Source organism: Bradyrhizobium sp. S3.12.5 (genome assembly GCF_040548225.1).
GTDB lineage: Bacteria > Pseudomonadota > Alphaproteobacteria > Rhizobiales > Xanthobacteraceae > Bradyrhizobium > Bradyrhizobium cytisi.
Window position 1 is genome coordinate 396,684 of the sequence record NZ_JBEPRF010000002.1, and the last position, 24,363, is coordinate 421,046.

The window sequence follows — 24,363 nt, forward strand, 5'->3', positions numbered from 1 at the left end:
GCCCCACCGGTTCCTCGGCTGATTTACCCGAACACCGCCGAAATGGCCAACGACAGCATGTCACGCGCGGTCAATTCCCTGCTATCGCACGGCGAAATCGCATTCCAGATATGCAGCCTCTCGTCGAAAGATTACAGCGAGGGCCTTCAACCACGCAAAAAAGCGGCGCCCGGAGGCACCGCTTTCAGAACTGACATCGTCTTGAGGTCTACGCCGCCCGAACGTTGGTCAGGAACTTGCTGACCTCGGTTTTCAACCGGGTCGAGTCGTTCGACAGCATCTGCGCCGCCGAGAGTACTTGCGAGGAGGCTGTGCCGGTTTCGGTGGCGCCGCGCTGCACGTCGGTGATGTTGGACGAGACCTGCTGGGTGCCCTGCGCCGCCTGCTGGACGTTGCGGGCGATTTCCTGGGTCGCAGCACCCTGCTCTTCCACCGCGGCTGCGATGGCAGAGGAGATTTCCGAGAGACGCTCGATGGTCGAGGAAATTTCCTTGATCGCGCCGACCGAGTCGTTGGTCGCCGCCTGGATGCCGGAGATCTGCTGGCCGATCTCGCCGGTCGCCTTCGCGGTCTGCTCGGCCAGTGCCTTCACTTCGGAGGCGACCACCGCGAAACCGCGGCCGGCTTCACCGGCGCGCGCCGCCTCGATGGTGGCGTTCAGCGCCAGCAGGTTGGTCTGGCCGGCGATGGTGTTGATGAGCTCGACGACATCGCCAATGCGCGAAGCGGCTTTCGACAGCTCGCTGACGCGCTCGGTAGTGGCGCGGGCCTGGCCGACGGCGTCACCCGCCATCCGCGCCGATTCCTGCACCTGTCGGCTGATCTCGCCGACCGAGGAGGCCATCTCTTCCGTCGCCGAAGCCACCGACTGGACGTTGGTGGAAGCCTCTTCCGAAGCGGCGGCAACAGTGGTCGCCAGCCGCTGCGAGCGGTCGGCGGTGGAGGTCAGCGTCGAGGCCGAGGCTTCGAGCTCGGTCGAGGCCGAGGACACGGTCTGAACGATCTCGCCGATCATGGTCTCGAATTCGCGGGTGACATTGTCGACGCGGCGGCCGCGCTCGATCTTGGCTTCGGCGTCGGCCGTAGCAGCCTCGTCGGCAGCTTTCTTGGCGATCAGCGCTTCCTTGAAGATCTGGAGCACGTCGGCCATGGCGCCGATCTCGGTCTTCTCGCCACGGTGCGGGACTTCAGCGTTCAGATCGCCGCGGCCCAGCGCCTGCATCGGCTGGGTGATCGAATTGATGCCGGTCGAGACGTCCTGGACAAGGTAGAAGCTGACGCCAATGCCGGCGAAGACGGCCGCACCGAGGATGATCGCGACGAGCACGAAGGCGTAATAGTAAGTATCGGAGGCGTCTGCGGAGGCCTGATCGCCGCCTTTGGTGTTCAGCTCGATATCCTTGGCCAAGATGGCGTCGGCCTCGAGCCCGATCTTGTTGACCGTCTTGGTGTTCAACTCGTGCGCCTCGTGCGGAATCTTGCCGGCCTCCTTGCGCGACAGCGCCATGACTTCCTGGGTGCCCTTCTTGTAGTCCTCCCAGATCTTGGACCACTGGCTATAAAGCGCGCGCTCCTCGGGCGAGGTAATCATCGCCTCGTATGCCTTGCGGAATTTCGTATTGGCCTCGATCACCGTCGCGAGCGTCTTCTCCGCCGCGAGCTTCTCCTCCAGCGTTTCCGCCAGCATATGCTCGCGGATGACGTTGCGGTAGGTGATGACGCCGGCGCGCAGATCGCCGATCACCCGCACGCTGGGCATCCAGTTCGTGGTGATATCGACCGTGTTCGCGTTGATCGACCGCATCTTCATGACGGCGAGCAGGCCCATGCCGGTCATCGCGACCAGCAGGAACGCCACGACACTGATGATCTTGGCGCGGATGGAGAGGGAGGCGAACATAATCGGATCTCTTTGCTGGGCGCGGTCGCGTCCGGGAATTTACCAATCAACCGAGGGGAGCAGTGCCGACATCACCAACAAAGCATCTGAGCAGATGTGAACTCTGATTCCTCACGGGTAAGGAACCCGAAAGAGATGAACAGGGGGATAAGAATGCCCTGCGCTCAGCGCATGAGCCCGATCGCATCCGAAAAAAACTGCGCTCCACCGAAATTTCCGGACTTGAGAGCGAGCAACATGCCGGCTTTTTCAGCACCGACAGCGCGCAGCACGGGGACACCCGCAGCGATCTCCACTCCAACGAGAAATCCGGGAATCTTCAACCGATCGACCACGGCGCCAGAGGTCTCGCCGCCGGCGACGATCAAGCGCCGCACCCCTGCTTTCACAAGGCTTTCGGCGATGTCGGCCATCGTCTGCTCGATGGCGTGCCCTGCGGCGTCGCGGCCGTGACGCGCCTGGAGCGCAGCAACGTCAGCCGGCGTCGCGCTCGATGCAATCAGCACGGGCCCCTGGGCCAATCGCTCCTTCGCCCAGTCCAGCGCACGCTGCGTTTCGTTCGCGCCCGTAAGAATACGGTCAGGATCGAGACGGAGCACCGGCATGACCCGTTCGGCATTGGCGATCTGCTGCAAGGTGGCTTGCGAGCAGCTTCCGGCGAGGCACGCCACCTGTCCACCGACGGCGGCGCGCTGGTCGCTGCTTGTGGTGGCCGATTTGACCTTGCCGGTCGACACCAGCGCGCGGGCGAGCCCGAGGCCGATACCGGAGGCGCCGACCGACAGCCGGTGCTCTGCGGCGACGAGGCCGATGGTCTCGAGGTCGCGGTCGAACACGGCGTCGATGATGGCGGCGCCGATACCCTTGCCTGATAGTTCGGCAAGCCGGGCGTGCACGGCCTCCGCTCCGCGCGCGAGGGTCGCGAGATCGACGAGACCGATCTGCGTCTTGCTCTGGCGCGCCAGCACGCGCACCAGATTGGAATCATGCATCGGGTTGAGCGGATGGTCCTTCAAAGGGCTCTCGTTCAGCGGCACGGCGCCGACGAACAGATTGCCCTGGTAGACGGTGCGGCCGGTTTCGGGGAAAGCCGGCGTCACCAGCACGACCGCCTCGCCGCAATCGGCGCGCAGCGCGTCCATCACCGGCCCGATATTGCCGGCATCGGTGGAATCGAAGGTCGAGCAGATCTTGAACAGCACGTGGCTCGCGCCGCGACCACGCAGCCATTTCTCCGCCGCGCGCGAGCGCGACACCGCAAGCCCCGCCTCGATCGAGCGGCTCTTCAGCGACACCACGACGGCGTCGACTTCCGGCAGCTTCAGATCGTCAGCAGGCACGCCGATGGTCTGCACCGTGCGCAAGCCGGCGCGCGTGAGCGTGTTGGCGAGATCGGAGGCGCCGGTGTAGTCATCGGCGATGCAACCCAGCGCAAGTGTCACGACTTCACTCCAGCATAGGGCTTGAACCAGGCCAGGCCATCGGTGGTCTTGCCGCGCGGATTGTATTCGCAGCCGACGAATCCAGCGTAGCCGAGGCGGTCGAGCTCATCGAACAGGAACGGATAATTGAGCTCCTCGCCGTCGGGCTCGTTGCGCGAGGGAATGCTGGCGATCTGGATGTGGCCGATGATCGGCATCATCTCGCGCAGCCGCATGGTGACGTCGCCATGGATGATCCCGCAATGATAGATGTCGAACTGGAGCTTCAAATTGGGAAGCCTCAACTCCTGGATCAAATCGCGCGCGAAGCCGAAATCGTTGAGGAAGTAACCTGGGACGTTGCGAGCGTTGATCGGCTCGAGCACGATGTCGATGCCATGCGGCGCGAAGAATTCCGCAGCCCACGTCACCGATTTGTAGAAGGCCTCGATCGCCACCCGTTCGCCACGGTTGGCGATGCCCGCCATCAAATGCAGGCGCTTGACGCCGGTCGCTTTGGCGTAAGGCAGCGCCGTCTCCAGGCTTGCCTTGAGGTCGCCAAAGCGCGCCGGCAGTGCGGCAAAACCTTTCTCGCCTGCATTCCAGTCGCCCGGCGGCAAGTTGAACAGCGCCTGTGCCAGGCCGTTGCGCTTGAGCCGCTCACCGATCGCTTCGATCGGATGCTCATAGGGAAAGAGAAACTCGACAGCGGTGAAGCCGGCCTGCGCGGCGGCGTCGAACCGGTCGAGGAACGGCACCTCGGTGAACATCATCGAGAGGTTGGCGGCGAAACGGGGCATTGGAATCCTCTTCTACTTGTCGCCGGGAAGTTTTACGCCGGTGACCTGCGCATACATTCGCGCCACCGACGCATCATCGTCACGCCCCATGCCGGCAGCTGACGTCATCAGGAACATCTGGAGGGCTGCGGCGGAAACCGGCACCGGGAATCTGGCGCTGCGCGCCATGTCCTGGATGATGCCGAGATCCTTGACGAAGATCTCCACCGCGCTCCGCGGCGTGTAGTCGCCGTCGAGCACGTGCGGCATACGGTTCTCGAACATCCACGAATTGCCGGCAGACGCCGTGATCACCTCATAGACCTTGCGGATGTCGAGGCCCTGCTTGGCCGCGAACGCTATCGCTTCGCTGGCGGCAGCGATATGCACGCCGGCCAGCAGCTGGTTGATCATCTTGAAGGCCGCGCCTTCGCCAGCGGCATCGCCGAGCTCGTAGAGCTTTGCTGCCATGGCATCGAGCGCCGGGCGCGCCTTGGCGAAGGCGGCGGGACTGCCCGAAGCAAGGATCGTCAGCTCGCCTTGCGCGGCGCGTTGCGCGCCGCCGGAGATCGGCGCATCCAGGTAATTTCGGCCGGTCGCTTCCAGCTCTTTTGCCAGGCGCCGGGCCACGTCGGGATCCATGGTCGCAGAGGAGATGAAGACGCTGTCCTTCGGCAGGGTCTCGGCCACGCCGTCCTTGCCGAACAGGATCGCTTCGGTCTGCGCGGCATTGACGACGACGCTGACGACGATGTCCGCGCCCTTGGCCGCCTCGGCCGGCGTTGTGGCGCCGGCGCCGCCGTCCTTGACAAAACGCGCCACCGCATCAGCCGAAACGTCGCAGCCGGTGACCGTATGGCCGGCGCGCTTCAGCGAGGTCGCCATGCCGTACCCCATCGAGCCGAGCCCGATGACCGCGATGCGCTGATTTTGTGACGTGGAGGCGGACATGCAACTAACCCTTGCGAACGTTTCCCGGACGGCCGCCTTTGCGGCGGCTCGTGATCTCGAATAACACGGCTTGGCCGCGCTGCCAAAGCGTGAGACAAGCGAGCATGACGGCCATGAAAACTGAAACAAGCAACGAGACAAGGCTGCGTGATGATATCTGCCGCTTCGGACGGTCCCTGTTCGAGCGCGGGCTGACGCCGGGCTCCTCCGGCAATATCAGTGTCAGGCTGGATAGCGGCGGCTGGCTGGTGACGCCGACCAACGCCTCGCTCGGCTTCCTCGATCCTGCAAAACTGTCGCGGCTGGACGATCAGGGCCGGCTCATGTCCGGCGATGCGCCGACCAAGGAAGTTCCGCTGCACACCGCGCTCTACGATACGCGCGGAAGCGCGCGGGCAATCGTGCATCTGCACTCCACTCATTCGGTCGCGCTCTCGATGCTGCCCGAGATCGACCCGCACGCCGCGCTGCCGCCGATGACGGCCTATTATCTGATGAAATGCGGCGCCACCGCGCTCGTGCCCTATTACCGCCCGGGCGATCCCGCGGTCGCGGATGCGATCAAGGGACTGGCCGGAAAATATTCATCCGTGCTGCTCGCCAATCACGGGCCGGTGGTCGCCGGCGAGACACTGGAATCGGCGGTGTTCGCGACCGAGGAGCTGGAGGAGACGGCGAAGCTCTATCTGCTGCTGCGCGGAATGAACCCGCGGTATCTCTCGCCGGAGCAGGTGGCGGATCTGGTGAAAGTGTTCGGGGTGACGCTGCCGGAGCATGGGCACGAGCACGGGCATTGAGCCCAGCTTTAACCTCGTCATTGCGAGCGCAGCGAAGCAATCCAGAGTCTTTCCGCGGAGGGATTCTGGATTGCTTCGCTGCGCTCGCAATGACGGTTGGCGCTAGAGCCCCAGATACGCCTTCCTCACGTCCGGATTGCCCCTGATCTCCGCCGCCGGACCCTGCATCAGCACACGGCCGGTTTGCAGGATGTAGGCGCGGTCGGCGATCTCCAGGCACTCGGCCATGCGCTGTTCGACGATCAGCACGGTCATGCCGGCTTCGCGGATGGTTTTCACCGCCTGGAAGATTTCGTCGACCAGCTTCGGCATGATGCCCTGCGAGGGTTCGTCGAGCATCAGAAGCCGCGGACGCGTCATCAGGGCGCGGCCGATCGCGAGCATCTGCTGCTCGCCGCCGGAAAGCGTTTCGGCGCGCTGCTCGAGGCGTTCGGACAGGCGCGGAAACAGCTTGAAGACGAGATCGAGCGGCCCCTCGCGATCGGCCTCGCCGCGATAGAGATAGCTGCCGAGGCGCAGATTGTCGCGCACCGACAAGCGTGGGAACAGGCGGCGGTTCTCCGGCACATAGGCGATGCCGGTGGCGGTGATGTGATGCTGCGCCATGCCGTCGAGGCGTTTGCCGTCGAACGTCACCGTGCCCGAGCGCGGACGCTCGGCACCGGCGATGGACTTGAGCAGCGTCGACTTGCCCGCACCGTTGGCGCCGGCAACGCAGACGATCTCCCCCTTCTGGACTTCGATCGAGACCGCGGAGATCGCGACCAGGCCCTGATAGGCGGTCGTGACTTCATGCACCGACAGCATGACGATCTCCCAGATATGCGCTGATCACCTTGGGATCGCGAACCACGTCGGCGGGCTTGCCCTCGACCAGAACCTTGCCGAGATCGAGCACGATGGCGCGATCGACCAGCGGCATCACGATCTCCATGACATGCTCGACCATCAGAACAGTGATGCCGGCATCGCGTACTTTTCGCACCAGCGCCACGCCGGTCTGTGCCTCGGTCGGCGTAAGGCCGGTGAGCACTTCATCGAGCAGCAACAGTTTCGGTTCGGTCGCAAGCGCACGCGCGACTTCGAGACGGCGCTTCTCGGCCGGCACGAGGTCGCTTGCGAGCACGTCGGCGCGCGCCGCAAGGCCGGTGAATTCCAGCACCTGATGCGCCTTGCGGCGAGCCTCGCGCATCACCGTGTTGCGCACGAGTGCGCCGACGATGACGTTGTCGATCACCGTCATGGTCTCAAAGCTCTTGACGACCTGGAAGGTGCGACCAACGCCGCGCTGGCAGCGCTCGGCCGCCGGCAGCTTTGTCACGTCCTCGCCGTCGAACCAGATCGAGCCTTGCGTCGGCGGCAGAACGCCGGCGATCAGATTGAACAGCGTCGATTTGCCGGCGCCATTCGGACCGATCAGCCCGACGATCTCGCCGCGGCCGACCGAGATCGAGACGTCGCTGTTGGCGACGAGACCGCCAAACCGCTGCCAGACGCCACGGGTTTCAAGGAGCGCGGTCATCGCGTCGCTCCTTTTGCCTTGGAACGGGAGAACAGGCTGACCAGGCCTTGCGGCAAAGCGAGCGAGATCGCCACGATCAGCGCGCCATAGACGATGAGGTCGACGCCGCGGCCGGAGCCGCCGATATAGGAGCGCGTCAGCTCCGTCATCGGGATCAGGATGGCCGCTCCCAGCACGGGACCCCAGAGCGTGCCGATGCCACCGAGCACGGCCGGGAGCGCCATCAGAAGCGAGAACTGGAAACCCATGACGCTTTCGGGATCGATATAAGCGAGGAATTGCGCATAGAAGGCGCCGCCGACGGCAACGAGGAATGCAGAGACCGCTGCCGCACCCATCTTGGAGTTGAACACGACGACGCCCAGGCTTTCAGCGGCTTCCGGATTATCCTTTACCGCGCGCCACCAAAAACCCCATTTGGAGTCCTCGAGCCACCAGGTGACGAACCAGGCGACGCAGCAAAGCGCCAGCGCGAAATAGAAGTACGGCAGCTTGCTGCGCATGAACTGGAACTTCAACCAGCTATCGCCGCGCACCGGAATGGTAATTCCCATTGCAGCCCCCGCCCATTCCCAGTTCTGGAACAGCAGCAGCCCGATCTCGGCGATGACGATGGTCGCGATCACGAAGTAATGGCCACGCAGACGGAAGAAGGGATAGCCGAGCCCCATCGCGATCACGGCAGCGATCACGCCGCCGGCAAGCATGCCGAACCAGGGCAGCACGCCGAACTTGGTGAACAGCAGCTCCGTGGTGTAGGCGCCGATGCCGAAATAGAGCGCGTGTCCGAGCGAGATCTGTCCGCAATAGCCGGACAGGATGTTCCAGCTCTGCGACAGCGCCGCATACATCAAGGTCAGCACCAGGATGTTCTGGATGTAGACGTTCTTGACGAACAGCGGCGCGAGCGCGGCCAGTGCGGCCAGCACTGCGGCAACGATGAGATCGCGGCGACGCCGCGCGGCAAAATTCTTATCCATCACATCGACCCGAACAGGCCACGCGGCCGGATGAAGACAACGAGCAAGTACACCGCATAGATGCCGACCGACTTCAGTGAGGGCGGCAGCATCAGGGCGGTCACCGCTTCAACCAGGCCGACAATGATGCCGCCGGCAAAGGCGCCGAACACACTGCCAAAGCCGCCGAGCGCCACCGTGACATAGGCAATCAACGCAAAGGACGCGCCAACGTCGGGATAGATGTAGAAAAACACCGCCATGATCGCGCCGGCGAGACCGACAAGCGCAGCGCCAAGGCCCCAACCGAACGCGAACACGCGGTTCTTGTCGATACCGACGAGCGCGACCGCGCCGGGATCTTCACGGGTGGCTTCCAGCGCGCGGCCGAAATCGGTGCGATGGATGAAGAAGTAGAGGCCGGCAAAGGCCGCGATCGAGACCAGCGCGCCGACCAGCTGCGGCTCCGGCAGGAAAATGCCCGCAACCGAGATGGTTTTGCCACCGAGCCAGGATTGCGGAATGCTGCGATAGTCCGGCGTGAAGAACAGCTGGGCCAGTCCGCGCATCACGATGGCCAGGCCGAAGGTGGTGAAGATCTGCACCATGCCGGCATTGGCCTTGGCGCGCATGGCGAAGCGCACGATCAACAGGTAGATCACCGCTCCGAACACGAACATCCCGGCCGCGACCAGCGGCGCCGAAAGCAAGGGGTCGATGGCGAAGAACGTGAACAGGAAGAAGGACGCGTACATCGCGATCATCAGGAACTCGCCATGGGCGAAGTTCGTGACGTCCATCAGGCCGAAGATCAGCGCGAGGCCGACGGCGATCAGTCCGTAGAGCAGGCCCATCAGCAGGCCGCTCGCGAGACTTTGGACAATTGTTTCGACTGTCAGCAACTTGTCCCCCAGAAAAAGCCCTCGCCCCGAGGGGCGTCATCGAACGCGCATCGCCAAGGACGGGCAACCCTCGTCTTTCCCGACGCGGGCTCCGTCTTACTCCGCAGGATCAGGATCAGGAGCTACCGTCCGGGCTCCCGATTTCGTCCTCACTTCATCGGCCAGACTGCTTCGGCCACGGCCGCCTGCGACGGGAAGATAGTGACAAACTTGCCGCCGATATATTGCAGCAGCACCGGATCGGCGTCGTTGTTCTGGCCCATGTCGTCGAACTTGACCCGCTTCCAGGGCATGATGGTCTGCTCGCCCGGGATGTCGGTTGCGGCCATCGCGTCGCGGATCTTCTCGCCGTCGGTCGACTTGGCGCGGTTGATGGCGTCCGCGATCACGATCATCGCCATGAACTGCCGCGACGTGTTGTCGTTGAGATCCTTGCCCGATTTCGCCTTGAACAGATCGTTGATCTTGCCGACCATCGGCCGCTTGGCGGCGAGATCGAGCGAGAAGCTGCCGCGGGTGATCGCACCTTCGAGCTTGTCGCCGACGGCGTCGTAAAGCGCCTTTTCGGAGAAGCCCGCTGCCTGGGCCAGGATCGCGTTCGGCTTGTAGCCGAGCTCCGCCATCGTCTTGACCAGTAGGATGCCGTCCGTGGTGTAGCTCGAGGGCAGCAGCACATCGGCATTGGCGGCCTTGAGCTGCTGGACTTCGGCAGACAAGGACGGCGAGTTGGCGCGGTACTTGATGTCGGCGACGATCTTGTAGCCGCGCTCGGTTGCGAACTTGGTCTGGGCGTTGGCGGAGTCGGTGCCGAAGATCGTATCTTCGTGGAACAGCGCCAGCGTCTCGGCCTTGACGCCCTTCTTCTTCATCGAGTCGAGGAAATCGAACATCCCGGCCGAAAACATCTCGTCATGCGGCGAGGCGCGGAAATAGTACTTCAGTCCGCGGCGATGCAGGCTCGGCGAGGAATTGTCCGCCGACAAGAACGGGATCTGGTAACGCTCGCAAATCTGACTGACCGTGACCGCGACTGCGCTCTGATAGGAGCCGAGCACCGCGCAGACTTTTTCCTGGGTGATCAGCCGCTCGGCTTCGGCGCGCCCCTTTTGCGGGTCGCCCTGGTGGTCGGCGTACACCATGCGGATCTTGGCGCCACCGAGACCGGGCAAGCCGACACCCTTCGCCAGCGGAAGGTCGAAGTCCTGGTCGTTGTTGATGATATCGATCGCGGTCTCGAATGCACGCTGCGCGTCGACCCCTACCTGGGCGCCGGCGCCGGACAAGGGATAGGTCGCGCCGATCACCACCTCAGAGGTTTGCGCGCGCGCCGCTAGCGGCAACAGCGCGGCAGCGGCGGTGGCTCCGAGCAGAACGTCGCGGCGAGTGATCGTCATTGGCAAAGTCCTCTGTATTTTGTGCGTATCGAATGAAGCGATTGGCAAACTGCGTAAAGCCTGAAGAAGCAGCAAATGCTGCCCACTAAATCACGGCCATGTTCCTGTTCTTCAGATCGGTCACCAACATCAGGCCGGGCGAATGCGTGATCGCGAAAGGGACCTTGGCCGCATTGATGACCGATTGCGGCGTCACGCCGCAGGCCCAGAACACCGGGATCTCGTCATCGGCAACAGCTACGGGATCACCATAGTCGGGCTTGGCGATGTCCTTGATGCCGATCAGATGCGGATGGCCGAGGTGCACGGGCGCGCCGTGCACGGCGGGATAGCGCGAGGTGATCTGCACCGCGCGGATCGCATCGGCCGCCTTGAACGGGCGCATCGACACCACCATCGGACCCGCGAACGGGCCGGCCTCGCCGCAGGCGATGTTGGTGCGGTACATCGGCACCCGCACGTTCTGCTCGATGTGGCGGATCGGCATGCCCTCGTCGAGCAGCGCCTCCTCGAATGAGAACGAGCACCCGAGCACGAAAGTCACGAGGTCATCGCGCCAATACTTGGTCACATCGGTTGGCTCATCGACGACTTCGCCGTCGCGCCAGACACGGTAGCGCGGCACGTCGGTGCGAATATCGAGATCGGCGCCAAGCGCAGGGATGTACGGGCTGCCGACATCGGACATCCCGATGATCGGGCACGGTTTCGGATTGAGCTGGCAGAAGCGGTGGAAGGCGCCGGCGTATTCCGCCGGCAGGATCGCCAGATTGCCCTGGACGAAGCCGGGCGCGACCCCGGCGGTGGAACCGACCTCGCCGCCACGATAGGCGAGCCGCGCCTGACGGCTCGGGAGGGTGTCGGGTGTTTCAGTTTGCTGCGCTGCCACCAAAACAGTCATGTGATCGACCTGCCTATAAACTCGACAAAGACAGCCAACACCAAGCATGCTATAAAGTCTAATCGTCCTTTCTAATCGATATCGATAAATCTATTTTATCGATCAGGAAAATCCCTTCAATGCTGGACTTCAGGTCGATCGAAACCTTCCTCTGGGTTGTGAAGCTCGGCAGCTTCCGCGGCGCCGCAGCACGACTCAATACGACCCAGCCGGCGATCTCCCAGCGCATTGCCCAGCTCGAGCGCGAGATGGGCGTCAAACTCCTGAACCGCGATCATCGCGTGGCGTCGCCCACCCCGAGCGGCCGGCAGATGATGGTCTATGCGGAAAAGCTGATCGGCCTGCGCGCTCAGATGATGGCCGAGATCGGCGATCGCTCGGCGATGCGCGGCGTGATGCGGCTTGGCGTCGCCGAGACCATCGTGCACACCTGGCTGCCGCGGCTGGTGAAGAGCATGAACGGGATCTATCCGAACCTGTCGCTGGAGATCGAGGTCGACATCACGCCGAACCTCACCGCGCGCCTGCTCGCGCAGGAGATCGAGCTGGCCTTCGTTGTCGGACCGCTGTCGGCCTCCGGCGTGCACAATCGCGTGCTCGCCGACTATCCGATCGGCTTCCTCGCAAGCCCCTCACTCGGGCTCGGCCACGGCCCGGTGACGCCCGCCGATCTCGCACGGTTTCCGATCATCACTTTTCCGCGTAAGACCAGACCCTACGAGGTCGTGCGCGAGGTGTTCGACCGGCCCGACTTGCCGCCGATCCGTCTCCACGCCTCTGCCTCGCTTGCCACCGTGATCCACATGGCAGTGGAAGGACTCGGCATCGCCGTGATCCCCGACGCCATCGTCGAAAACGAGCTCGCCGACGGCCGGCTGCAATTGCTCGACACCGATCTGGAGATCGCACCGCTGACGTTCACCGCAAGCTGGCTCGCCTCGCCCGACGTCGTCGCGGTCGAGCGCGTCGCCGAGCTTGCATGTCAGATTGCGCAGAGCAGCCTCGCGGTTGACGCGCCCGCGCTGGCGCGTCATTGAAACAGGCGCCGGACAAATGAGAGACTGATGCATGAGCCGAGCCGCCACCAATTTGCAGATCGATTCCGCCCGCCTCTGGGGCTCCATCCACGAGACCGCGCAATTCGGCGCGACGGCCAAAGGCGGCGTACGGCGGCTGACGCTCAGCGGCGAAGACAAGCAGGTTCGCGACTGGTTCCGAAAGGCCTGTGAGGAAGCCGGCCTCGACGTGCATGTCGATGCGCTCGGATCTCAGTTCGGCCTGCGCAAGGGCCGCGACATGTCGAAGCTTCCCGTCGGCATCGGTTCGCATCTCGACACCCAGCCGACCGGCGGGAAGTATGACGGCATTCTGGGAACGCTCGGCGCGCTCGAAGTGATCCGCACGCTGAACGATGCCGGCATCGAGACCGAGGTGCCGATCTGCATCGTCAACTGGACCAACGAGGAAGGCTCGCGCTTCGCGCCGGCGATGATGGCGTCCGCGGCCTACGTCGGCGATTTCACGGCCGACGACATCCTGTCGCGCAAGGATATCGAGGGCACGACCGTCGGCCAGGCGCTCGACAGCATCGGCTATCGCGGCGACAAGCCGGTCGGTTTCCAGAAGCTCGGCTGCTTTGTCGAGCTGCACATCGAGCAAGGCCCGATCCTGGAGGCCGAAGGCAAGACCATCGGCGTGGTCGACTCCGGCCAGGGCGTGCTCTGGTATGACGGCAAGATCTCCGGCTTCGAAAGCCATGCGGGATCGACCCCGATGCCGTTGCGGCGCGACGCGCTGGCGACACTGTCCGAGATCGTGCTGGCGATGGAGGCCATTGCCAGGAAGCACGGACCGAATGCAGTCGGCACCATCGGCGAAGCCGTGATCGCTAATCCCTCGCGCAACGTCATTCCCGGCGAGATCGCCTTTACGATGGATTGCCGCAGCGCAGATGGCACGATCATGGATGCCCTCGATCGTGACCTGCACACTACGATTGCCGAGATCGCCGCGCGCCGCAAGGTCGAGGTCAAGATCGATCTCGTCTGGCGCAAGCCGCCGACGCATTTCGATCCCAAGCTGATCGCCGCAGTCGAGAATGCAGCCAAGACGCTCGGTTATTCCTCCCGCCGCATCACCTCCGGCGCCGGCCACGATGCCTGCAACCTCAATACGGTCATGCCGGCGGCGATGGTGTTCGTGCCCTGCAAGGACGGCATCAGCCACAACGAGCTGGAAGATGCCACGCAGCCCGACTGCGCCGCGGGCACCAACGTGCTGATGCACACCGTGCTGGCGATCGCCGGCGTCGCATCCTGATCGGAGACAGACATGCGCGGAGTTTTCGTCGACGCCAATGAAGCCCTCGCCGTGATCATGGAGCGGCTTGAGAAGCCGGGCGATCCCAAGGTGCGGATCCACCGGGATCCCGACATCAAGCCCGAGCAATATCCTCAGATCCTCGACGGCGCCGAGATCGCCATCGTCGACCACACCGCGCTTCCCACCGAGGTCGCAAAACAATGCGCGGGGCTGAAGCACGTCGTGTTTCTCGGCACCGGCGCGCGCAGCTACATGAATCCGGAGGAGCTTAGCCAGCTCGGCATCTCCGTGCATCTGATCAACGGCTATGGCGACACGGCCGTGGCGGAGTCCGCGATCGCACTGATGTGGTCCTCCGCCCGCGTCATCGCGATGATGGACCGCGAGATGCGCGCTGGTAACTGGCTGCGCGAGGATGGCATGCAGCTCACCGGCAAGACGCTCGGCCTGATCGGGTTCGGCGGTATCGCCGCCGAAGTCGCGCGCATTGCGTCAGGCGGCGGCATGAAGGTGGTTGCCTGGAACCGCTCGCCAAAGGCCTATCCCGGCGTCGAGTTCACCGATCTCGACACGCTGCTGGCGAGAAGCGACGTGGTGTCGCTGCACCTGCTGCTCAACGACGAGACACGCGGCATGATCACGCGCGAGACAATCGCGAAGATGAAGCCGGGCGTCGTCTTCATCAACACCGCGCGTGGCGCGATCGTCGACGAGCAGGCGATGATCGACGCGTTGACGTCGGGCCACATCCGCCATGCCGGCCTCGATGTCTTCAATATCGAGCCGTTGCCCGCGGACCATCCGCTGACCAGGATACCGAACGTAACGCTGTCGGCGCATTCGGCGTTCCGCACACCGGAAGCCAGCGAGAATCTGATCGAAGCGGCATGGGTCCATTGCCGCGGGATCGTGAAAGGATAAGAGCAACGACAATGGCCGACACTCGCACCATCAAGGCGGAACCGCTCACCAATGTCATCCGCGCCATCGTGAAGGCGGGCGGGTCTACGGACCGCGAAGCCGAGCTTGTCTCCACCAACTTAGTCGAGGCCAATCTGAAGGGACACGATTCGCACGGAGTCGGCATGATCCCGCGCTATGTCTCGAGCGTCACCAACGGCGGCCTCGCCGTGAACCAGCACGTCAAGATCGTGCTCGACACTGGTCCGCTTCTCACCCTCGACGGTCTCACCGGCTACGGTCAGGTGATCGGCCATGAAGCGATGGAGCTGGCGGCAGAGCGCGCCAAGAGCAACGGCGTCTGTCTCGTCGGCCTTTCCAACGCCCACCACATCGGCCGCATCGGCCATTGGGCCGAGCAGTGCATCGACCACGGGCTGGTCTCGATCCACTTCGTCAATGTGATTTCGCGCCCCATCGTGGCGCCCTGGGGCGGCAGCGATGCGCGCCACGGAACCAACCCGTTCTGCGTCGGCATCCCGCGCAGGGGCAAAGAGCCGATCGTGCTCGACTTCGCCACCAGCAGGATCGCACAGGGCAAGACCCGCGTCGCCCACAACAAGGGCGTCGAACTCGAGCCCGGCACCATCATCGACAACGAAGGCAAGCCCACGGTCAATCCACGCTACACCGTGATCCCGCCGCACGGTGCCATCCTGCCGTTCGGCGAGCACAAGGGCTCGGGTCTCGCTCTGGTGTGTGAAATCCTCGGCGGTGCGCTCTCCGGCGGTCAAGTGGTCAAGGGCCCGTCCGACGGCAAGCACAACGTCCTCAACGGCATGCTCTCGATCATCATCGACCCGGGCAAGCTCGGCACCGGCGAAAACCTTGCGCGCGAAGTCGAGAGCTTCGTCGCCTGGCACACCGGCTCGCCGCCCGCCCTCGGCGTCGACAAGGTCAAGATCGCCGGCGAGCCCGAGCGTGAGACCAAGAAGAAGCGGCTCGCGGAAGGTATCCCAGTCGATCCGACCACCTGGCAGGAAATTTTGACGGCCGGGAAGAAGTTCGGACTGGATGAAGCGGTGATCGAGAAGATCGTGGGCTAATCGAAGCAAGGCACACTCGCCTTCGCTTCTCCCCTTGTGGGAGAAGGTGGCGCGGAGCGCCGGATGAGGGGTCTCTGTCCGCGAAGAGAAATGTACAGTTGTGAGGTCTGTCTCTGCGGAGAGACACCCCTCACCCGTCTTCGATGCTTCGCATCGAAGCCACCCTCTCCCACAAGGGGAGAGGGTCAAGCAGCGAATTAATCCACCATATCTGCGACCGCCTTGCCGCAGGCTGTGGTATCGGCGTTACCGCCGAGATCCTTGGTGCGGAGCGTGCGCTCGGCCAACGTGCGCTCGATCGCATCGACGATCGACTTGCCGGCAACCTTCTCGCCAAGATGCTCGAGCATCATCGCGCCCGACCAGATCGCGCCGATCGGGTTCGCTATGCCCTGCCCTGCGATGTCAGGCGCCGAACCGTGCACCGGCTCGAACACTGAGGGGAAATCGCCCTCGGGATTGATGTTGCCTGACGGTGCGATGCCTATGGTGCCGGTGCAGGCCGGGCCGAGATCGGACAGGATGTCGCCGAACAGGTTGGAGCCGACCACGACGTCGAACCAGTCCGGGTGCAGCACGAAGTTCGCCGTGAGAATGTCGATGTGGTACTTGTCCCACTTCACGCCCGGAAACTTCTTCGCCATCGCCTCCACGCGCTCGTCCCAATAGGGCATGGTGATGGAGATGCCGTTGGACTTGGTCGCCGACGTCAGGTGCTTCTTCGGCCGCGACTGGGCGAGCTCGAAGGCGAACTTGAGGATGCGATCGACGCCGGTGCGGGTCATCACCGTCTGCTGCGTCACGAACTCGCGGTCGGTGTCGGGGAACATGCGGCCGCCGACGGAGGAATATTCGCCTTCCGTGTTCTCGCGCACGACCCAGAAATCGATATCACCGGGCTTGCGGCCCGCCAGCGGCGACGGCACGCCGGGCATCAGCCGCACCGGGCGCAGATTCACATACTGGTCGAACTCGCGGCGGAATTTGATCAGCGAGCCCCACAGCGAAACGTGATCCGGAATCTTGGCCGGCCAGCCGACCGCGCCGAAATAGATCGCGTCGTGCTTGCCGATCTTCTCTTTCCAGTCGTCCGGCATCATCTGCCCGTGCTTCTCGTAGTAGTCCCAGGACGAGAAGTCGAAATGATCAAAATGCAGGGAGACCCCGTGCCTCTTCGCGGCCGCCTCCAAAACGCGCAGGCCCTCGGGCATCACTTCCTTGCCGATGCCGTCGCCGGGAATGACTGCGATCCGGTATTGTTTCTTGCTCATCGAGAACGTCCTTTTTTGGTCCGGCAGCCGCCGCCTTTTTGACCGCACTGCAATGGACCAAAGTCAACGGCAGTGCAACGCTGCACTGCAATGTTGACCATGGCGCAGCCGTGCGCCTACTGATTTCATCCCTGTTCCCACCCTGCGAGTACCTCTCATGGATCTGCATCTGCGTGGCAAGCGCGTCCTCATCACAGGCGCGTCCAAGGGCATTGGCGCAGCCGCCGCCGAGGCGTTTGCCGAGGAAGGCGCTCATCTCCTGCTCGCCGCGCGCAACGGCGAGCAGCTCGAGGCGCTGGCCGACCGCTTGCGCTCGGCGCATCAGATCGATGCCGCGACCAGCATCGTCGATTTACGCAACGCCGAGGATTTGGCGCGGCTAGCCAGGGAGGCCGCCGACATCGACGTGCTCGTCAACAATGCCGGCGACATCCCCGGCGGCTCCATCGACAAGATCGATGAAGCCATCTGGCGCCACGCCTGGGAATTGAAAGTGTTCGGCTATATCAACCTGACGCGGCAGATCTACGCGCAGATGAAGGCCCGGGGCGGCGGCGTCATCGTCAACGACATTGGTGCTGCCGGCGAAAAATTCGACGCCAATTACATCTGCGGCAGCGCCGGCAATGCCGCGCTGATGGCTTTCACCCGCGCGCTCGGGGAAAAAGCCTCGCCGACAACATTCGCGTGGTCGGCATCAATCCCGGCCCGGTTGGCACCGACCGTCACGTCACACTGCTGAAGACGCGCGCAAAGCACCAGTTCGGCGACGAGAACCGTTACAAGGAATTCCAGAAGAGCCTGCCGCTCAGCCGCCCCGCACATCCGCGCGAGATCGGCGACCTCATGGCGTTCCTGGCGTCGGACCGCGCCGGCTATACGTCGGGCGTGATCTATACGGTCGACGGCGGCATCAGCGCAGGATGGGGTTAACTCTATCCACGTCATCGCGAGCGCAGCGAAGCAATCCAGACCGTCCCCGCAGATGCATATCTCGATTGCTTCGCTGCGCTCGCAATGACGAAGCCTTTTCATGAGCAGGAGCAAAATAGTTGTCTCAAGACCTGATCCACGAAACCGCCTGCACCGTCGTCGACAAGCTACGCTCCGGCGATGTCTCGCCACTCGAACTGCTGGATGTCGTGGAGAGGCGCATCAGTGCGGTCGATAGCACGGTCAACGCGCTGCCGACGCTGTGCTTCGATCGGGCGCGAGATAGCGCCAAGGCGCTGATGCAGAAGCCGGCCGGCGCGCGCGGGCTGCTCGCGGGCTTGCCGGTGCCGATCAAGGATCTGACCGATGTCGCCGGCGTGTTGAACACGCAGGGCTCGCCCATCTTCAAGGACAACGTTGCAGCGAAATCCGACCTCATGGTCGAGAACCTCGAGGCCAATGGAGCGGTCGTCTACGCCAAGTCCAACACGCCGGAATTTGGCGCCGGCGCCAACACCTTCAACGAAGTGTTCGGCGCGACGCTCAATCCCTGGGACACGTCGAAGTCGGCGGCCGGCTCCTCCGGCGGCGCCGCGGTGGCGCTCGCCACCGGCATGGCCTGGCTGGCACAGGGCTCGGACATGGGCGGCTCGTTGCGCAGCCCCGCGGCCTTCTGCGGCGTGGTCGGCATGCGGCCGAGCATCGGCCGCGTCGCCCACACTCCCAAATCGAGCATCGATCGCAATCTCGGCGTCGTCGGGCCAATGGCGCGTAACGTCGAGGACCTCGCATTGCTGCTCGACGCCATGAGCGGCGACTATGCGGACGATCCGCTGTCGCTGCCGGCGCCTGCGACCTCTTTCCTGTCAGCGGTGCGCTCGGGCACGAAGCCGAAGCGTATCGCCTACTCGCCCGATCTCGGCATCACGCCGGTCGATCCCGAGGTCAAGGCGATCACGCGCAAGGCGGCGGAGCGCTTCGCGGAAGCCGGCGCCATCGTCGAGGAGGCGCATCCCGACTGGCGCGAGGCGCATGAATGCTTCCACGTGCTGCGCGCCTTCGATTTCGCGATCACCAAGGCCAATCTGCTGCGTACCAAGCGCAACCTACTCAAGCCCGAGGTGATCTGGAACATCGAGGAGGGCCTTAAGCTCACCGTCGAACAGCTCGCACGCGCCGAAGCACAGCGCGTCGGCATGACCGCGCGCGCAATCGAGTTTTTCAAGACCTATGACCTGTTGCTGACGCCGACCACAATCGTGCCGCCGTTCCCGATCGAGAACCGCTATGTCGCGGAATGCGCCGGCAAGACCTTCGAGAATTATGTCGAATGGCTCGGCATCGTCTATGCGATCACGCTGGCCTGCTGCCCGTCGCTGTCGCTGCCCTGCGGCTTCACCGCCTCCGGCCTGCCGGTCGGCGTGCAGGTCGTCGGCGCACCCCGCGCGGACGCGCAAGTGATCGCGGGTGCGAAGGTGCTGGAGGACATTTTGGGCCTGCGCGGGCAGACCCCGATCGATCCGCGGGTGAAGAGGTAAGGCACTCTCTTGCCCCGGACGTAGCGCAGCGCGCCTTCGCGGTGCGCTGCAGAGCCGGGGCCCATCTCTCCGGGACCTCCTGTGCGATCCTGGGTCCCGGCTCTGCGGCACAGCGCTCGCGCGCTGCACCTTGTCCGGGACACCGGACCTCACCTCGCGCTCGTCGCCTCCAGGCTGCGGCTATAGCGCGACATCGCGAAGCAGAAGACGAAATAGATCGCGGCAACGAAGATATAGACTTCCACCGAGAACTGCTGCCAGGCAGGATCGATGATCGCGGTCTTCGCCGTCGTCAGCAGGTCGAAGATACCGATGATCAGGACCAGGCTGGTATCCTTGAAGAAGGCGATGAAGGTGTTGACCAGCGGCGGGATGACATGGCGGATCGCCTGCGGCAGGACGATCAGCCGGTGCTTGCGCCAGTAGGACAGCCCGAGCGCGTCGGCCGCCTCATATTGCCCGCGCGGCACGGCCTGGAGGCCACCTCGGATCACCTCGGCAAGATAGGCGCCCGCGAAGAGAATGATCGCGATCTGCGCACGCAACAGCTTGTCGATGTTGAATCCGCTGGGCATGAACAGCGGAAACATCACGCTCGCCATGAAGAGAAGGCTCACCAGCGGCACACCGCGGATCAACTCGACATAGAGCACCGAGAGCGAGCGGATCGCCGGCAGCTTTGAGCGCCGGCCGAGCGCGACCAAAATGCCGAGCGGGAAGCCGAACGCCAATCCGAATGTCGCCAGGATCAATGTCACCGGCAGCCCACCCCAACGATCCTGCGAGACGAAGGACAGCCCGAACACGCCGCCCCACATCAGCACGCTGATCAGCGCGAGCGCGCCGATCCAGAGATAGGCCAATTCGCGCCGCCATAGCGCGCGGCGCGTGGAGAGAAAGAACAGCGCGATGAACAGCACGACGGAGAGCGCAGGCCGCCATTGCTCGTCGAACGGATAGGTGCCGAACAGGATGAAGCGGTACTTCTCGGGGATGATGGCCCAACAGGCGCCGAGGCCGCGCGCGGCCTTGCAGGCGCTGGAATCATTGGCTGGTGCGAGCCAGACCGCGTTCGCGATGCCCCATTGCACGAAGCTGATCACGCCTTTCGCCAGCACCGCCAGCAGGACGACCGTCAGGATGCCGTTGGGGATCGACGAGAACAGATTGGTGCGCAGCCAGCGCAGCACCGGGTTGCCGATTTGGGGACGGCGGGCGGCGCGCGGCACGTCTGGCATGTCAGTGATCGCGGTCATGCTCAGCGCTCCGCCAGCGCGATGCGCGCATTGTACCAGTTCATGAAGAAGCTGATGCCGAGACTGATGGTCAGGAACACGGCCATGATCAGCGCGATCGCCTCGATCGCCTGTCCGGTCTGGTTCAGCGTGGTGTTGGCGATCGAGACCACGTCCTGATAGCCGATCGCGACCGCGAGCGAGGAGTTCTTGGTCAAATTGAGATACTGGCTGGTCATCGGCGGCACGATCACGCGCAGCGCCTGCGGCAGAATGATCTGCCGCAGCATGAAGCTGCGGCGCAGGCCGAGCGCGCTGGCGGCATCCCACTGCCCGCGTGGCACCGACTGGATGCCGCTGCGCACGATCTCGGCGATGAAGGCGGACGTGTAGGTCACGAGCGCGATCAGCAGCGCGAAATATTCAGGCGCGAGCGTCAGCCCGCCGACGAAGTTGAAGCCGCGCAGCGCAGGCCATTCGATGGTCCAGGACACGCCAAGCGACAACGACACCGCTACCGGCAGCACGGCAATGAGACCAAGCGCAAAGGGCCAAGCCGGCCGCGGCTTGCCATCGCGCACCTGCTGAGCGACCAGCCATCGCTGAATGACAAGGAATGCAGCGCAGCCCAGCACGGCCGTGCCGAGCACCCAGAGCTGTGGTGAGCCAACCGGGATCGCCGGCAGGATCAGGCCGCGGTTGGATAGGAAGACGCCCTCGACCGGCCGCCACGCCGCACGCGCAGCCGGCAACGCCTGCATCAGCACGTACCAGAACAGGAGTTGAAGCAGCAGCGGGATGTCGCGCAGGACCTCGACATAGACGGCCGCAAACCGGGATAGCAGCCAGTTCGTAGACAGCCGCGAGATGCCGATCAGTGTGCCGAGGATCGTCGCGAGCACGATGCCGATCACGGCGACGCGCAGCGTGTTGGCGACGCCGACGACGAAAGCCCAGAGGTAGCTGTCTCTCGGATTGTACGCGAGCAGGCTGTCGGAGATCGGCATCCCGGCCTCGCGGCCGAGAAAGGCAAAGCCGGTGGTGATGCGGCGAGCCGAGAGGTTGGTGACAGTGTTGGACCAGAGGAAGACGATGACGGCGACCGCGATGCCGACCACCAGCACCTGCCAGAACAAGCCCTTCAATTCGTTCGGCCCGAGCGCGCCGAAAAAGCTGCGGCGCGGCGGCGGCCTGGGGTCATCTGAGGTCACGGGCGCAAAAATCCTTCCTGACAGCAGCGATTTCCGGCGGCGCACGTCAACTGTTGCACCAATCCAAGAACCGTGCAACAAATGTTTCATGGCCGAGCCCGCGAAATTCTCGCCCCTGAGCGAACTCCGCATTGCGTTGCCATCGCTCCCCCTGCGCTTGCAGGAGGTCGGGCGTTTTGTCGCGGCCAATGATTACGACGCCACCACCCGTTCGATGCGCGACCTCGCGGCCGAAGCCGGTGCCGATCCCGCCGCATTCACGCGCCTTGCGAAGGCGATCGGCTATTCCGGCTGGGACGAATTGCGCGCCGCGCTGACCGAGGCACGGCGGCCGTCGCAGACCTCGCCCTTTTCGGCTCGCGCCAAGAGCCGCCGCCACGGCCCGAACGCCGATGTCGCGCTTATCTCCGACAAGCTCGAGGCCGAAGCCGCGGGCCTGCCGCGCATATCCGCCCACGCGATCGCGGACGCGGCCCGCACGCTGCACGACGCGAAACGGATCTGGATCACCGGCTATCGCAGCTGCCGCAGCGTCGCGGAATTGCTCAACTACGAGCTAAGGCTGTTCCGCCCCGAGCAGGTGCAGATCGTCGGCGCGTCCGGCCCTGACGATCTCGATCTCGGCGCATTCCGGCCCGACGAGGCCGTGATCGTCATCGGCTTCATGCCCTATACCAATGCCAGCGTCCGGGTCGCGCAGGCCGCCTATCGCGCCGGCGCGACGCTGATCGCGATCGCCGACAGCGTGGCCGCGCCGATGGCCGAGGGCGCCGACCACGTCCTGCTGTTCGAAGCCGCCTCCTCGCCCGGATTCTTCCCGAGCCTCACCGGCGCGATCGCGATCGCGCAGTCGCTAGCCGCCGCGACGTTCTTGCTCGGCGGCACGGCTGCGAAGAAGCGCCTCCAGGATACCGAGGCGCGGCTTGCCGCCACCTCTACCTACGTCTCAGAGAAAGGTTGACCATGAGCACTCGCACCAGCCGCGTGCTGCACCGTTCGCTGCGCGAAACGCCGCCCAAGGCGATTGGCGGCGCGGGCGTCTATCTCTTCGCCGAAGACGGCCGCCGCGTGATCGACGCGTCCGGCGGCGCGGCGGTGTCCTGCCTCGGGCATCAGCATCCCCGCGTGATCGCGGCAATGGCGAAGCAGGCCTCGACGCTCGCCTATGCGCACACCGCGTTTTTCTCCTCCGAGCCGGCCGAGGCGCTTGCTCAAACGCTGGTCGGGCATGAGCCCGGCGGTCTCGCCTACGCCTATTTCGTCAGCGGCGGATCGGAGGCGATCGAGGCCAGCATCAAGCTCGCGCGGCAATATTTCATCGAGCGCGGCGAGTCGCAGCGGCAGCATTTCATCGCGCGGCGGCAGAGCTATCACGGCAACACGCTCGGCGCGCTCGCAGCCGGCGGCAACGCCTGGCGCCGCGCGCCCTATGCACCCCTGCTCTCGGCCGCGTTCAGCCACGTGACGCCGGCCTTTGCCTATCACGAGGAGCACGACAGCGAATCCGATGCGCAATTCGTGGCGCGGCTCGCCGCGGAGCTTGAAGCCGAGTTTCAACGGCTTGGCCCTGACACTGTTGCGGCGTTCCTCGCCGAGCCCGTCGTCGGCGCCACAGCCGGCGCGGTGACGGCGCCGGACGGCTACTTCAGGGCCGTGCGTGAGATCTGCGACCGGCACGGCGCTCTTCTCATTCTCGATGAGGTCATGTGCGGCATGGGCCGCACCGGCACGACGCATGCATGGCAGCAAGAAGGCATCGCCCCTGATATCCAGGCGATCGCAAAGGGGCTTGGCGGCGGCTACCAGCCGATCGGTGCAATGCTCGCGAGCGGCAAGATCATCGACACAATCCGTGCAGGGTCGGGCGCGTTCCAGCACGGCCACACTTATCTCGCCCACCCCCTCGCCTGCGCGGCGGCGCTTGCGGTGCAGGACGTGATCCGCGAAGACAATCTGCTCGACCGGGTCAAGGAGCGCGGCAAGCAGCTCGAGCAGCGGCTGACCGAACGCTTCGGCAATCATCGCCATGTCGGCGACATCAGGGGACGCGGGCTGTTCTGGGCGATCGAGCTCGTCGCTGATCGTGCCAGCCGCACCTCGTTCGATCCAGCACTCAAGCTGAACCAGAAGATCAAGGCTGAAGCCTTCGCCAACGGACTCGGCTGCTATCCCGGCGGCGGCACCGTGGATGGTATCCGCGGCGACCATGTGCTGCTGGCGCCGCCCTATATCGCTTCGGCCGACGAGATCGATCTGATCGTCGACAAGCTCGGCACGGCCGTGGACAACGTATTGCGTAGTGTCAATCACTGAGGGGAGAG

21 protein-coding genes and 1 pseudogene are annotated in these 24,363 nt (G+C 64.2%); 9 read left to right on the forward strand and 13 right to left on the reverse strand.

What is annotated here, in order from left to right:
- Positions 1-208: 208 nt before the first annotated feature.
- The 4 genes from ABIC09_RS03895 to ltnD all read right to left on the reverse strand — a co-directional run bounded on the left by ABIC09_RS03895 (position 209) and on the right by ltnD (position 5,192).
- Entirely contained in the window at positions 209-1,900 is a 1,692-nt protein-coding gene (locus ABIC09_RS03895; protein WP_354108447.1) for a methyl-accepting chemotaxis protein, read from the reverse strand.
- Positions 1,901-2,064: 164 nt separating this feature from the next.
- Entirely contained in the window at positions 2,065-3,342 is a 1,278-nt protein-coding gene (otnK, locus tag ABIC09_RS03900; RefSeq protein ID WP_354108448.1) for a 3-oxo-tetronate kinase, read from the reverse strand.
- Positions 3,339-4,121 (reverse strand): 2-oxo-tetronate isomerase, encoded by a 783-nt coding sequence (gene otnI / locus ABIC09_RS03905; RefSeq protein ID WP_354108449.1) that lies wholly within the window; start codon positions 4,119-4,121, stop codon positions 3,339-3,341. The genes otnK and otnI overlap by 4 nt, the downstream gene beginning before the upstream one ends.
- Before the next feature lie 12 nt (positions 4,122-4,133).
- Positions 4,134-5,192, reverse strand: coding sequence for an L-threonate dehydrogenase (gene ltnD, locus ABIC09_RS03910; protein WP_354108450.1), 1,059 nt, complete (start codon positions 5,190-5,192; stop codon positions 4,134-4,136).
- On the opposite strand from ltnD, the gene otnC reads away from it, so the two are divergent.
- Positions 5,156-5,848 carry a 3-oxo-tetronate 4-phosphate decarboxylase gene (otnC, locus tag ABIC09_RS03915; protein WP_354108451.1) on the forward strand — a complete coding sequence of 231 codons (693 nt, stop codon included), beginning with the start codon at positions 5,156-5,158 and terminating at the stop codon, positions 5,846-5,848. The genes ltnD and otnC overlap by 37 nt on opposite strands.
- Positions 5,849-5,950: 102 nt before the next feature.
- Here otnC and ABIC09_RS03920 read toward each other — a convergent pair whose 3' ends face one another.
- From ABIC09_RS03920 to ABIC09_RS03945, 6 genes are all read right to left on the reverse strand, one after another.
- The gene (locus ABIC09_RS03920) at positions 5,951-6,655 is read right to left on the reverse strand and encodes an ABC transporter ATP-binding protein (protein WP_148748889.1); all 705 of its coding nucleotides are present in this window, start codon (positions 6,653-6,655) and stop codon (positions 5,951-5,953) included.
- Entirely contained in the window at positions 6,639-7,370 is a 732-nt protein-coding gene (locus ABIC09_RS03925; RefSeq protein ID WP_148748890.1) for an ABC transporter ATP-binding protein, read from the reverse strand. Before ABIC09_RS03925 ends, ABIC09_RS03920 begins: the two co-directional genes overlap by 17 nt.
- Positions 7,367-8,350 (reverse strand): branched-chain amino acid ABC transporter permease, encoded by a 984-nt coding sequence (locus ABIC09_RS03930; RefSeq protein ID WP_354031784.1) that lies wholly within the window; start codon positions 8,348-8,350, stop codon positions 7,367-7,369. Before ABIC09_RS03930 ends, ABIC09_RS03925 begins: the two co-directional genes overlap by 4 nt.
- Positions 8,350-9,228 carry a branched-chain amino acid ABC transporter permease gene (locus ABIC09_RS03935; RefSeq protein WP_354108476.1) on the reverse strand — a complete coding sequence of 293 codons (879 nt, stop codon included), beginning with the start codon at positions 9,226-9,228 and terminating at the stop codon, positions 8,350-8,352. Before ABIC09_RS03935 ends, ABIC09_RS03930 begins: the two co-directional genes overlap by 1 nt.
- 152 nt (positions 9,229-9,380) lie before the next feature.
- On the reverse strand, positions 9,381-10,625 hold the full coding sequence (locus ABIC09_RS03940; RefSeq protein WP_354031783.1) for an ABC transporter substrate-binding protein: 1,245 nt from the start codon (positions 10,623-10,625) through the stop codon (positions 9,381-9,383).
- 85 nt (positions 10,626-10,710) lie between these two features.
- Complete coding sequence (locus tag ABIC09_RS03945) at positions 10,711-11,526, reverse strand: putative hydro-lyase (RefSeq protein WP_354084390.1); 816 nt, start codon at positions 11,524-11,526, stop codon at positions 10,711-10,713.
- A 119-nt stretch (positions 11,527-11,645) separates the two neighbouring features.
- Between ABIC09_RS03945 and ABIC09_RS03950 the strand changes: the two genes are divergently transcribed.
- Genes ABIC09_RS03950 through ABIC09_RS03965 form a run of 4 tightly spaced genes read left to right on the forward strand, consistent with a single transcriptional unit; the run spans position 11,646 to position 15,854 of the window.
- On the forward strand, positions 11,646-12,563 hold the full coding sequence (locus ABIC09_RS03950; protein WP_148748894.1) for a LysR family transcriptional regulator: 918 nt from the start codon (positions 11,646-11,648) through the stop codon (positions 12,561-12,563).
- A gap of 31 nt (positions 12,564-12,594) precedes the next feature.
- On the forward strand, positions 12,595-13,845 hold the full coding sequence (locus ABIC09_RS03955) for a Zn-dependent hydrolase (RefSeq protein ID WP_354108452.1): 1,251 nt from the start codon (positions 12,595-12,597) through the stop codon (positions 13,843-13,845).
- Between the two features lie 12 nt (positions 13,846-13,857).
- On the forward strand, positions 13,858-14,769 hold the full coding sequence (locus ABIC09_RS03960; protein ID WP_354108453.1) for an NAD(P)-dependent oxidoreductase: 912 nt from the start codon (positions 13,858-13,860) through the stop codon (positions 14,767-14,769).
- Positions 14,770-14,780: 11 nt separating this feature from the next.
- Positions 14,781-15,854 (forward strand): malate/lactate/ureidoglycolate dehydrogenase, encoded by a 1,074-nt coding sequence (locus ABIC09_RS03965; RefSeq protein ID WP_354084387.1) that lies wholly within the window; start codon positions 14,781-14,783, stop codon positions 15,852-15,854.
- Between the two features lie 197 nt (positions 15,855-16,051).
- Here the strand turns inward: ABIC09_RS03965 and ABIC09_RS03970 are convergent, their stop codons facing one another.
- On the reverse strand, positions 16,052-17,125 hold the full coding sequence (locus ABIC09_RS03970) for a tartrate dehydrogenase (protein WP_354031779.1): 1,074 nt from the start codon (positions 17,123-17,125) through the stop codon (positions 16,052-16,054).
- 157 nt (positions 17,126-17,282) lie between these two features.
- Between ABIC09_RS03970 and ABIC09_RS03975 the strand changes: the two are divergent.
- Together ABIC09_RS03975 and ABIC09_RS03980 are read left to right on the forward strand one after the other, a co-directional pair.
- Positions 17,283-18,058, forward strand: a pseudogene (locus tag ABIC09_RS03975) (SDR family oxidoreductase).
- Between the two features lie 119 nt (positions 18,059-18,177).
- Positions 18,178-19,596, forward strand: a complete 1,419-nt coding sequence (locus ABIC09_RS03980) for an amidase (protein ID WP_354108454.1) — start codon at positions 18,178-18,180, stop codon at positions 19,594-19,596.
- Positions 19,597-19,745: 149 nt separating this feature from the next.
- Here the strand turns inward: ABIC09_RS03980 and ABIC09_RS03985 are convergent, their stop codons facing one another.
- Both ABIC09_RS03985 and ABIC09_RS03990 read right to left on the reverse strand, forming a co-directional pair.
- A complete protein-coding gene (locus ABIC09_RS03985; protein ID WP_148748901.1) occupies positions 19,746-20,852 on the reverse strand; it encodes an amino acid ABC transporter permease in 1,107 nt (368 codons plus the stop codon).
- A 2-nt stretch (positions 20,853-20,854) separates the two neighbouring features.
- Complete coding sequence (locus tag ABIC09_RS03990) at positions 20,855-22,042, reverse strand: amino acid ABC transporter permease (RefSeq protein ID WP_148748902.1); 1,188 nt, start codon at positions 22,040-22,042, stop codon at positions 20,855-20,857.
- A gap of 88 nt (positions 22,043-22,130) precedes the next feature.
- On the opposite strand from ABIC09_RS03990, the gene ABIC09_RS03995 reads away from it, so the two are divergent.
- Together ABIC09_RS03995 and ABIC09_RS04000 are read left to right on the forward strand one after the other, a co-directional pair.
- The gene (locus ABIC09_RS03995) at positions 22,131-23,003 is read left to right on the forward strand and encodes a MurR/RpiR family transcriptional regulator (protein WP_148748903.1); all 873 of its coding nucleotides are present in this window, start codon (positions 22,131-22,133) and stop codon (positions 23,001-23,003) included.
- 2 nt (positions 23,004-23,005) lie between these two features.
- Positions 23,006-24,355, forward strand: coding sequence for an aspartate aminotransferase family protein (locus ABIC09_RS04000; protein WP_354108455.1), 1,350 nt, complete (start codon positions 23,006-23,008; stop codon positions 24,353-24,355).
- Positions 24,356-24,363 lie beyond the last annotated feature (8 nt).

What these genes read in the sequence shown, in the direction of transcription:
- ABIC09_RS03895 (WP_354108447.1), bottom strand. Translation starts at nt 1,900, where the DNA reads ATGTTCGCCTCCCTCTCCATCCGCGCCAAGATCATCAGTGTCGTGGCG.
- otnI (WP_354108449.1), bottom strand. Translation starts at nt 4,121, where the DNA reads ATGCCCCGTTTCGCCGCCAACCTCTCGATGATGTTCACCGAGGTGCCG.
- otnC (WP_354108451.1), top strand. Translation starts at nt 5,156, where the DNA reads ATGACGGCCATGAAAACTGAAACAAGCAACGAGACAAGGCTGCGTGAT.
- ABIC09_RS03920 (WP_148748889.1), bottom strand. Translation starts at nt 6,655, where the DNA reads ATGCTGTCGGTGCATGAAGTCACGACCGCCTATCAGGGCCTGGTCGCG.
- ABIC09_RS03925 (WP_148748890.1), bottom strand. Translation starts at nt 7,370, where the DNA reads ATGACCGCGCTCCTTGAAACCCGTGGCGTCTGGCAGCGGTTTGGCGGT.
- ABIC09_RS03930 (WP_354031784.1), bottom strand. Translation starts at nt 8,350, where the DNA reads ATGGATAAGAATTTTGCCGCGCGGCGTCGCCGCGATCTCATCGTTGCC.
- ABIC09_RS03940 (WP_354031783.1), bottom strand. Translation starts at nt 10,625, where the DNA reads ATGACGATCACTCGCCGCGACGTTCTGCTCGGAGCCACCGCCGCTGCC.
- ABIC09_RS03945 (WP_354084390.1), bottom strand. Translation starts at nt 11,526, where the DNA reads ATGACTGTTTTGGTGGCAGCGCAGCAAACTGAAACACCCGACACCCTC.
- ABIC09_RS03950 (WP_148748894.1), top strand. Translation starts at nt 11,646, where the DNA reads ATGCTGGACTTCAGGTCGATCGAAACCTTCCTCTGGGTTGTGAAGCTC.
- ABIC09_RS03955 (WP_354108452.1), top strand. Translation starts at nt 12,595, where the DNA reads ATGAGCCGAGCCGCCACCAATTTGCAGATCGATTCCGCCCGCCTCTGG.
- ABIC09_RS03960 (WP_354108453.1), top strand. Translation starts at nt 13,858, where the DNA reads ATGCGCGGAGTTTTCGTCGACGCCAATGAAGCCCTCGCCGTGATCATG.
- ABIC09_RS03965 (WP_354084387.1), top strand. Translation starts at nt 14,781, where the DNA reads ATGGCCGACACTCGCACCATCAAGGCGGAACCGCTCACCAATGTCATC.
- ABIC09_RS03970 (WP_354031779.1), bottom strand. Translation starts at nt 17,125, where the DNA reads ATGAGCAAGAAACAATACCGGATCGCAGTCATTCCCGGCGACGGCATC.
- ABIC09_RS03985 (WP_148748901.1), bottom strand. Translation starts at nt 20,852, where the DNA reads ATGACCGCGATCACTGACATGCCAGACGTGCCGCGCGCCGCCCGCCGT.
- ABIC09_RS03995 (WP_148748903.1), top strand. Translation starts at nt 22,131, where the DNA reads ATGGCCGAGCCCGCGAAATTCTCGCCCCTGAGCGAACTCCGCATTGCG.
- ABIC09_RS04000 (WP_354108455.1), top strand. Translation starts at nt 23,006, where the DNA reads ATGAGCACTCGCACCAGCCGCGTGCTGCACCGTTCGCTGCGCGAAACG.